The sequence below is a fragment of the Methylomonas defluvii genome (genome assembly GCF_033949435.1).
Lineage (GTDB): Bacteria > Pseudomonadota > Gammaproteobacteria > Methylococcales > Methylomonadaceae > Methylomonas > Methylomonas defluvii.
In genome coordinates this window covers 1-8,553 of record NZ_JAXARY010000046.1, presented here as the reverse complement: position 1 = coordinate 8,553, position 8,553 = coordinate 1, and the positions used below count along the sequence as shown (strand labels likewise).

9 protein-coding genes are annotated in these 8,553 nt (G+C 52.3%); all 9 read right to left on the bottom strand.

The window, feature by feature from the left end; all coding sequences use genetic code 11:
- Positions 1–396 precede the first annotated feature (396 nt).
- Complete coding sequence (efpL, locus tag QLH52_RS24255) at positions 397–963, bottom strand: elongation factor P-like protein EfpL (protein ID WP_033159245.1); 567 nt, start codon at positions 961–963, stop codon at positions 397–399.
- A 3-nt stretch (positions 964–966) separates the two neighbouring features.
- Positions 967–1,689: an arginyltransferase gene (locus tag QLH52_RS24250; protein ID WP_033159246.1), complete on the bottom strand. Its 723-nt coding sequence runs from the start codon at positions 1,687–1,689 to the stop codon at positions 967–969.
- The gene (gene aat / locus QLH52_RS24245) at positions 1,686–2,378 is read right to left on the bottom strand and encodes a leucyl/phenylalanyl-tRNA--protein transferase (RefSeq protein WP_033159247.1); all 693 of its coding nucleotides are present in this window, start codon (positions 2,376–2,378) and stop codon (positions 1,686–1,688) included. Before aat ends, QLH52_RS24250 begins: the two co-directional genes overlap by 4 nt.
- Positions 2,379–2,499: 121 nt before the next feature.
- On the bottom strand, positions 2,500–3,213 hold the full coding sequence (locus QLH52_RS24240) for a response regulator transcription factor (protein WP_225587271.1): 714 nt from the start codon (positions 3,211–3,213) through the stop codon (positions 2,500–2,502).
- A gap of 28 nt (positions 3,214–3,241) precedes the next feature.
- A complete protein-coding gene (locus QLH52_RS24235; protein ID WP_033159249.1) occupies positions 3,242–4,828 on the bottom strand; it encodes a sensor histidine kinase in 1,587 nt (528 codons plus the stop codon).
- 5 nt (positions 4,829–4,833) lie between these two features.
- Entirely contained in the window at positions 4,834–5,409 is a 576-nt protein-coding gene (locus QLH52_RS24230; RefSeq protein WP_319963255.1) for a hypothetical protein, read from the bottom strand.
- Between the two features lie 5 nt (positions 5,410–5,414).
- Positions 5,415–6,866 (bottom strand): sensor histidine kinase, encoded by a 1,452-nt coding sequence (locus tag QLH52_RS24225; RefSeq protein WP_033159251.1) that lies wholly within the window; start codon positions 6,864–6,866, stop codon positions 5,415–5,417.
- Between the two features lie 327 nt (positions 6,867–7,193).
- Positions 7,194–7,670 (bottom strand): NifB/NifX family molybdenum-iron cluster-binding protein, encoded by a 477-nt coding sequence (locus QLH52_RS24220; RefSeq protein WP_033159252.1) that lies wholly within the window; start codon positions 7,668–7,670, stop codon positions 7,194–7,196.
- A gap of 178 nt (positions 7,671–7,848) precedes the next feature.
- Entirely contained in the window at positions 7,849–8,166 is a 318-nt protein-coding gene (locus tag QLH52_RS24215) for a hypothetical protein (RefSeq protein ID WP_033159253.1), read from the bottom strand.
- Between the last annotated feature and the right edge of the window lie 387 nt (positions 8,167–8,553).

Sequence of the window (8,553 nt, the reverse complement as noted above, 5' to 3'; positions counted from 1 at the left end):
CACTCACAGGACTTTTCGAAACGTGTCGAAGAACTGGTATCAACTGTTTGCCATTAGTGAACAATTTATGATCTATACCAGCCATTGACAAAGACACCTCGAACGGCAGAAGTTGGCCGAATTTGCTCAGTCAGCACTGAATGCCTGCGAAATATTCCAATAAAGCTGTTGCACTCAGAATTTTTTCAGCAATGCTGCCAAAGGGATTGCGGTGTGTGCCACAAAGAATCAAAAATCGCTTCAATATCAATCGAGCATGAGTCATTCATTGCGGCTCAGACACGAACTCGGACATACTTCCAATCGAGATTTGGGGGCTGACTGGGTAAAGGGCGGGGTAGTGAAGCCGTTGCCGCCGATGGCTGATTCGGTCGGCGGCTGGCGGAGAGGGCGGCGTTAAGCCCGCGACGAGAATTCGCCGGTTTCGGTGTTGACCTTGATCATCTCGCCGGATTCTATATATTCGGGGACTTGTACTTCCAGGCCGGTACTGAGTTTGGCGGTTTTGGTGCGTTTGGTGGCGCTGGAGCCTTTCATGGATGGCGGGGTTTCGACGATTTGCAGCGTAATGGTGGTTGGTAACTGGATACCTAGCGCGGCGTCGTCCATCAACAGCATGATGATGCCTTCCAGGCCGTCGGTCAGATATAGGGTTTGGCCTTCCAGGTCGTCAGCCGCCAGCGCGTATTGATCGTAAGTTTCGCTGTTCATGAAATAGTAGGTGTCGCCGTCCTGGTAGGAAAACTGCACGTTGCACCGTGAACAATCGGCGGCTTTCAGCATGTCGTCGCTTTTGAAGGTTTCGTCCAGCTTCTGCCGGGTTTTCATGTGTGTAAAGCGGACTTTGTAAAGCGTGGTCGCGCCGCGCGAGGTAGGGTTGCGCACGTCGATGTGTTTGACCACATACGGCTCGCCGTTGATTTCGATGGCGGTTCCCTGTTTCAATTCGTTGGCTTTCGGCACGGCTTAATCCTCGTTAAATGTTTGATTTGAAATAAATTGCCACTGGCCGTTTATTAGGCCGGACAGCGGTTGATAATCGATTTTGTAGCGCATTTTACGACAGTCTTTGATCCAGTAGCCCAGATAAACATATTCCAGTCCCATTTGCTTGGCCGTTTCGATTTGCCACAATACCGCGTAAACGCCTGGGCTATGGTCGGCAAAATACGGGTCGAAAAAGGTATACACCGCCGATAGCCCGTCGGCTACCACATCGACCACCGCGACCGCCGCCAATTGGCCGCCGATTAAAAACTCCACAAACAGCGTGTCGCACCAGCTGCTGCCGAGGAATTTGATGTAGTCATCCGGCGTGATTTCGGCATCTTCGCCGGGCTTGTCGTGGCGGGTGCTTAGATAGCGTTGATACAGTTGGAAATGACGCGGGTCGAACTCGGCGTTTTTGACGACTACCTGGGTTTGGGCATTGCGCTTGATGCAGCGTTTTTGTTTACGGTCGGGTTGGAATAATGCCACCGGCAGCCGCGTCGGCACGCAAGCCTGGCAGGCTTCGCAATAGGGTTTATAAACATGATCGCCGCTGCGCCGAAAGCCCTGAGCAATCAGTTGCGAGTAGAGCGTGGTGTCGATATTCACCGACGGATGCACGAAGCCGGAACGTGCCAGACGGTCGTCCAGATAGCCGCAGGCGTGGCCGCTGTCCAGCCAAATCGGGATGGAGCTCATGCTTGCCAAGCGTCGGGCGTCGGTGTTTGATCGCAGAGCCTATCCAGCAGTTCTACAAAGCGGCTGCGAGGGATTTCCGCCGCGCCAAGGCTGAGTAAGTGTTCGCTGCTGACCTGACAGTCGATGACTTGATAACCCCAAGCGCTGAGCTGCTGCACCAGATGCACAAACACCACTTTGGAGGCATCGGTTTTACGATGAAACATCGATTCGCCGAAAAAGACCTGGCCGATGGCAATGCCGTACAGGCCGCCTACCAACTGGCCGTCCTGCCAAGCTTCGCAGCTGTGTGCGATACCCAGGTGGTGTAGTGTGGTATAGGCTTGGCGGATGTCGTCGGTAATCCAGGTGCCACCTTCGTCGCGACGCGGCGCCGCACACGCATCGATTACTTGACGAAAGGCGCTGTCGTAACGAATCTCAAACAATTGTTTGCGCAGGGTTTTCGCCAGGCTGCGAGAAATATTCAGCTGTTCCGGAAACAATACCAAACGCGGGTCGGGCGACCACCACAGAATAGGCTCACCCGGATTGAACCAAGGAAATACGCCGTGCCGGTAGGCGTTGACGATGCGCTGCGGCGATAGGCAACCGCCAAAGGCCAGTAAGCCATTCGGTTGTTTCAAGGCCTTATGCAGTGGCGGAAAGGCTTGGTGCGGATGATCCGGGTCGAGCAGGGTGAGTTGCATAGGAGGCGCGTGATGTCCGGGTTGGCGCTGGTTTGTTCAGTAAGCTAGCTTACCAAGGTTTGTAGGCTGCCGACCAGACTGTTGATAACGGTGCGTAGACACAAAATTTCGCACGTCCAACTCAAGACGCATCCATTTTGTATCCAAAGCCGCGCACGGTTTTCAGCAATTTCAGCTCGTAATCGTCGTCGATCTTCCGCCGCAGCTGGCGAATATAAACATCCACCACATTGGTCAGCGGATCGGCGCTATAGCCCCAGACTTGTTCCAGAATGCGTGTGCGGCTCAATACTTTACCCGGCATGCGCATAAAGCATTCCAGCAAGGCAAACTCCTTGGGGGTTAACTCGATGACGTTATCGCCGCGTCTTACTTCGTGAGTTTCGCCATTAAGTACCAGGTCTTCGATACGCAATTCTTTGTCGTCCTGCTTCACTTCGCCGCCGCGCCGCCTGAGTAAAACTTCGATACGGGCCAGCAATTCTTCAAAGGCGAACGGCTTGGTCATATAGTCGTCGGCACCGGAGCGCAGGCCGGCTACCTTGTCTTGCACGGTATCGCGCGCGGTCAGCATCAAAATCGGGGTGTCGATGCCGTTGCTGCGCAAGCGTTCGCAAATCTGCCGGCCGTTCATGTCCGGCAGGCCCAAGTCCAGAATGATCACCTGAAAGCTGCCTTCGGTACCCAAGGCAATGGCCTCTTGCCCGCTACGGGCCACCTCCACGGCATATCCCTCGGCTTTTAAGCCGCGTTGCACGAAATCGATGATACGCTCGTCGTCTTCAACCATCAGTACCCGCATATAGCCTATTCCCGTCAGAGTATTGGTTGTCATGTATTTATCATTCATATGAAAATCCGTCCTATGCTACCGTAAGCAGGGGTAGTGTAACCGTAAATGTCGATCCGGCGTTTTCGACGCTACGTACCGCGATTTGCCCGCCGTGGGCTTGCAGGATGGATTTGGCCATCGGCAAACCCAGGCCGGAGCCGTCGTCTCGGGAATGCTGGGCATTGCTGCTGCGGAAGTGGCGCTCGAAAATTCGATCCAGATCCTCGGAGGGTATGCCTATGCCCTGATCGGTCAGGCTGAAACAGGCCTGTTTACCGTCGCGCCATAACGCCACGGCGATATGCCCGAGCGGTTTGGAATAGCGGCAGGCATTTTCGCCCAGAATGAACAGCACCTGCCGTAGCCGTTGCTTATCGCCGCGCACCAGTAACGGTCCGGACGGCGCGTCCAGGCTGACGGAAATCGAATACTCTTGCGCCATCACTTGAAAATCCTCGACGCTGCTGGCTACCAAATCCGCCAAATCCACTTTATTCCATTCGAATTGCAGATTGGCCGTGTCGGCGCGGGCCAGAAACAGTAAGTCGTTCACGTATTTACCCAACTGCATCGACAGCTCGACGATGCGTTGCAATGCGTCTTTGTATTCTTCGGCATCGCGGTCCTGGCCGCGCAACGTCACTTCCGCTTCGCCGCGTATCACCGTGATCGGCGTGCGCAGTTCGTGGCTGATGTCCGCCAAAAACTCACGGCGGGCATTATCCATGCGCTTTAATTCCTCGTTCAACAGATTAAGTTCAAAGGTCCGCTCGGTCACTCGCTCTTCCAACACGGCGCGGCCTTCGCGTAGTTTATCTTGTTGAACTTCCAGTTCCTTGGCCATTTGATTGAAGTGGCTGGCCAGATAGGCAAATTCGTCGCGGCTGTCTAAGGCAATCCGGTAATCCAGGTTGCCGGAGGCGATTTCGTCCGTGCCTTTCATTAGCGCTTCGATAGGTTTTTTAAACGCGCGCAGCAACATGATGCCGGCTACCAAGCTGAATAACGCCGCGGTTAACGAGGCCAAAATCGCCGTCCAGCGCGACTTTTCCACCAACATTTCCAACTCGCGCTTGGCTTTTTGGGCTTTTTCCCGTTCGGCGTTGATGGCGGCGTCGATTAGGGGTTGGAATTTACCGTCGATTTCCTCTTCAGTGAACTTGGCTAAAGCCTGCACGGCGGTAGTCAGCTTACCTTGCAAGCGCAGCCGTTCCACTTCTTCGAAGCGATATTCGCTGGCTTCCAGGAAAGCGGTGAGATGGGCGACTTTCTCCAATTCCGCGGGCTTATTGGTCCATTCTTCGCTGGCGCTGTCAGTGTCCGGCGCTTTGACGGCGGTGTCGCGTAGCGTTTGCATGGCCTCGTAAAGACGGCGTTTGGAAGATTCCACGCCGGTTTCCGAATTGGGGTTGGCGGTGATCAGCCGGTCCATGCGTTGCTTGAAATGGCGATAAGCTTCCTGCGACAGCTGTTCGTAATCGTCGAAGGTTTCGTAGGCGGTTTGGCTGTGTTGAAAATAGCGCGCTACTTCGTCGGCGCCCCAATACAAGGCAATGCCCAAACTCAATACAAAGCAGAACGAAACAACAATGACTATCGCCAAGCGAAACCGAAACATTGGCCCTATTTGCCTTCGCTAGTCTCGTCCAGTTGCTTTTCCATCGACCGGATGGCTTCCAGTTTCTCGCGCAGCAGTCTTGATTCTTCTTTCTTGGAACCGGCGGCGTCTTTCGTTTCCAGCACGTTTTGCACGGTTTTGTGTTTGCGTTCCAATGATCCGAGTTTTCGTGATGCGCTGTTGATGCGCTTTAATGCCTCGGTGTGAATGGCAACCAGGTGGCGCATCCGTTCGTCGCTCAGGCCTGCGGGCGGAATGCCGGCAATTTCATCGAGAATTTTGGGAATGTCGCCACAGGCATCTGACAATAGGCGGCCTACCATCAAATGCAGTAACACGCCAATCTCGGGTTCGTCTTTTTGGCGTTTCATTAAAGACCTGCATGTCTCGGTGCGGCTCGCCGTGGTCATGTTGGCCAGATTGTTGCCAAAATCCAGCAACTCGTCTATGTCCGAATGCACCACCGGCGCGCTGTAAACGGTTGGAAAATGTTCCTTGACGCTGGAATCCATCTCGGCGCAGCCGCTGATGGTCAACAATGATGCGACCAGTGCCAATACGCGCATGAATAGTGCCTGCATGTTGCTTAATTCTCCCCGGTTAACGGAATTTGAACCCTGATGCGGGCTCCTTGTTGGTCTTGACGGGCATCGATGACTTCCACTTTGCCTTGATGATTGGCGACGTATTCCTTGACGATGGCCAAGCCCAGGCCGGGGCCGTCGCCGGTATCGCCGGTCTTGCCGCGATAAAACGGCTCGAAGATATGATCGCGTTCGTCGATGGCGATACCGGGGCCTTCGTCTTCCACTTCTAGCTCCATTAACGTGCCGGCGTCGCGTAATATGACGCGAATTTCGCCACCTTCCGGCGAAAATTTCACGGCATTGGTCAGCAATTGTTCGATGATTGCCCGCAATTGTTCGGGAATGCCGGCAATTTCCACCGGCCGCGCCAGCATGCGGATAGCGATGGCTTTACTGCTTAAAACCGGTTGAAAATCGTCAACGACGGTTTCCAGCAAATCTTTGACGTTTACGCTTTCCTTGCGATTGATGTCGGGCAGGGAATTGATCCGACTGTAGCGCAGTAATTCCTCGGATACGGCGCTTAACTTTTCGATATTGGCGCATAAATGCAAAACAGTGGCTTGCCGCTTGCTGTTGGGGTCGTAGTCGGTTTCGCCGGCCAGCAATTCGGCATCCTGACGCAGGCTTGCCAAGGGCAGTTCTATCTCGCGGGCGACGTTTTGCATAAATTGTTGCTTGGACACTTCCAGTTCCAGTAAGCGAGTGCGCAGCCACTCCAAACGGTTGCCCAGGTAACGTAAATCCGACGGGCCGTTCACCAGAATCGGTTCGGCCAGCTCGCCCGCGCCCAAACGGCGTATTGATAGATCAAGTTGCCGCATCGAACGCGATAATACGATCAACAGAACGGCAATCACACCGAACGAAATCGCCAGTAATACTGCGCCTTTGACCAACAGGCCATGCTCCAGCGATTCCGACAATTGGTGCAGTTCGTTGAATTCGTGATCGACGTGGTTTTCAAACTCGCGCGACAGGGTGGCGGCAGATTCGCGCAAGCCCTGGAAAGCCTCGTCTATCGGTAATTCCAGATTATTCTCGTCATCCGAGCCGATGATTTGCTGGTAAATCAGGTTTTCTTTTTCGGATAATTCATTGACCAGCAGTGCGATTTTGTTATCGACGTGCAGTTTTAGTAAATCACCCAAAGCCTGTTTAAACGAGGCCCGCACGGTTTCGTAGGATTGCCGTTCGTAGGGTTGGCGCAGCGTCGGGTCGGACAGCAACACAAACAGTTTGGCCTTGCGCTCTATATCGGAGGCTTTTTGTAAAACCAGGCGGATGGTTTTGGTTTGTTCGAAAACATGCGTGTTGACGGTGCGGCCCAGCGCCGAGGTCTCGCGCATGCCAAAAGCAGCGTACATCACGGCCAGAAACAGCGGAATCACCGCAATGACAAAGCCCAGAATGATCAGGGACTTTAACGATAAAAAATTTTTAAATTTCATCCTTGTGCGAGAAGCAATAAATCACTCCATAGTATAGTTGAAACGGTATCCTAAAAATTGGCCCTAAATCCTTCACAAACGGCATTGCCCAGCGGCCATAAGGCTGGCGGCGGCAAATACCGTGAGGCGCAGGCCGGATGCCCTGAGTTTAGAAAAAGGTGGTTTAGCGTTGGCGATGGTGGCGCAAATGTCGGTCGCCGGCCCAAGCGTGCGATTATTTTCGCCCGGCCTTCACATACCATCGCTGCTGCGGGGATGACGCTACCCGGAAATGTAAGGACAGGGGTAGTAGAGTTGGAGGGTATTAAGGCAAAATTGCCCGGCAGATTATTCAGCCCATTCTTCGTCAGCCATCTCTGCAAAACGGCTCTGATCTTTACCGGATTTTTGTTTAAAAATACGTTCCAGCAACGGTGACATGGCACCGGTAAGGTCTTGCTGTAACTCGGCAATGATTTCTTCAATGTCGGAACCGCCTTTAACAATGACCGGATGAGCGCCCAATTTGATTAATTCATTGGTGGCTGTGCCACCAACCGAGCCGCAATAAACCATATCGCAGCCGGTTAACCAGGCCAGCTTAGGCTTTAATTTCTCTTCATTCCCGTCACGCTGTTCCTTACCAAACGACTTAGCCGCCAAAGGCGTCGCGGAACTGCCGTCTATAGCGTAGACATGAAATCCCAAGGATGAACCGAAATGCTGATTGATCATTTCCCCATCGGAACTGGCAAAAGCCACGATCAGCTTATTCGCATCGACTTCAAGCTCCGCGACACTGTTTACATCGGCAAGTTGATTCATATGACACTCCGTAATGAATATTTGGGCCAAAGGACGACTAAGGCTAGGTTTTAAAACTGATGGTCTTGGGTGTTGTTAATCCGTGCCTTACTTAAATCCGGCGCTTAAATACCGTTCGACCAGAGCCTGTCGAAGGGCACACCAGCCGTGGGTTTTTACGAGCTCGGTACAAACCGCGCTACTTTCGTTGTCGGTATTCCGCAACCAGCTCTTTAATCTTCAGTCGCATAATGTCTTTTAACATTTGTATTTTTCGGTCATGTTCCTGGTGTGCAATATCGTAAATTTGTTTTCTGAGAGTTTCGTTACTATCCTCGGGCAGACTCAAAGACCATTCAGAAAAAAAGGCATCGTAGCTGTCTATCGTTTTGATCAACTCAAACCTGAGTTTTTCCCTGTCTTGCCTCGGGATAGCCTTTAGCGCTGCATCGATAACCGCATCAAGATCCGATTTTTGTTGTTGGTTGGGAACGGGAAACGGGATGATCTCAGACATAAGCGCCGTGATAATGATGAACAACCGGACATAGCATTGATTTGTGCACGGCTTGCTTAATTCATATTTCGCGCCAATTTATAAGTTATTGATTAATAAGTAGAAAATCCTGTGAGTATCTGTTGCGTTTGTAACAAACAAGACCCTGTTGAACCGCAGATGTTTGAATGGCAGCAGTTGCGCTTAATCAACTACCGCAATCCGACTTGAAATGTTAGCGCTATAGCAGGTGTAAATTGGCGGAGCTTTCTCAGTAAGGATTGACCGGGTAAAACCGACCCAAGGCGGAAGTTCGTGTATTTACCTTGAATGTCGGTTTAAAATTTAAATCAGCCATTCAAATAATAAAAGTTGTAGGGTGGATAAGCGAAGCGCCATCCACCTATT